Consider the following 1,334-nt stretch of genomic DNA (forward strand, 5'->3'; position numbering starts at 1 on the left):
CCGAACGTCTTCAAGGGCTACTGGCGCATGCCGGAGAAGACCGCGGCCGAATTCACCACCGACGGCTTCTTCATCAGCGGCGATCTCGGCAAGATCGATCGCGACGGTTATATCCACATCGTCGGTCGCGGAAAGGACCTCGTGATTTCGGGCGGATACAACATCTATCCGAAAGAGGTCGAGGGCGAGATCGACCTGATCGACGGCGTGATCGAGAGTGCCGTGATCGGCGTGCCGCATCCGGACTTCGGCGAAGGCGTGACGGCCATCGTCGTGCGCAAGCCCGGCGCGAGCATCGATGAAAAGGCGATCGTCGCGGCACTCCAGGACCGTCTCGCGCGCTACAAGCAGCCAAAGCGCATCATTTTTACCGACGACCTGCCGCGCAACACGATGGGCAAGGTCCAGAAAAACGTCCTGAGGCAGCAATACGCCGATCTGTACGCCAGGACGTAAGGCCACCGCGCCCTCTGGGAGGAGGGCCGCGGCATCCCGCATCAATCTTGAAAACAACAACTACGGCGCGGGAGGCGTCGGAGGGAGGGGAATCATGGGTATCGAAATACTGTCCATAGGCATGCTCGTCGCAATGTTCATCATAGCAACGATCCAGCCGATCAACATGGGGGCTCTGGCATTCGCCGGCGCTTTCGTGCTCGGCTCCCTGATCATCGGGATGAAGACCAGCGATATTTTCGCGGGCTTTCCCAGTGATTTGTTCCTGACATTGGTCGCCGTCACCTATCTGTTCGCCATCGCGCAGATCAACGGCACGATTGACTGGCTCGTCGAATGTGCCGTGCGGCTGGTGCGCGGGCGGATCGGTCTCATTCCCTGGGTGATGTTTCTCGTCGCCGCTGTCATCACCGGATTCGGGGCTCTGGGGCCTGCGGCGGTCGCTATCCTGGCGCCGGTCGCGCTGAGCTTTGCCGTGCAATACCGCATTCACCCGGTGATGATGGGCCTGATGGTGATCCATGGTGCGCAGGCGGGTGGCTTCTCGCCGATCAGCATCTATGGCGGAATCACCAACCAGATCGTTGCAAAGGCCGGCCTGCCTTTTGCACCGACGTCCCTGTTCCTCTCCAGCTTCTTCTTCAATCTGGCGATCGCCGTGCTGGTCTTTTTCGTTTTCGGCGGCGCAAAGGTGATGAAGCAGGGCCCCGCATCGTCCGGGCCACTGCCTGACCTGCATCCGGAAGGGGTGTCTGCTTCAATCAGAGGGCATGGTGGAACGCCGGCGAAGCCGATCAGGGAGCACACCTACGGGACGGTCGGCGATACCGCGTCGACGTTGCGCCTGAACAATGAGAGAATCGTCACGCTGATCGGCC

The 1,334-nt window shown here is 60.7% G+C and carries 2 protein-coding genes; both read left to right on the forward strand.

Translation table 11 applies throughout. The annotated features are described in order from the left end of the window. The coding region (locus AC1D17_RS28970) for an AMP-binding enzyme (RefSeq protein ID WP_477568635.1) at positions 1–456 on the forward strand (456 nt) is incomplete at its 5' end. Positions 457–550: 94 nt separating this feature from the next. Next, on the forward strand, positions 551–1,334 hold a 784-nt coding region (locus AC1D17_RS28975), incomplete at its 3' end, for an SLC13 family permease (RefSeq protein WP_477568636.1).

Source organism: Pararhizobium sp. P1_E7 (assembly GCF_056405855.1).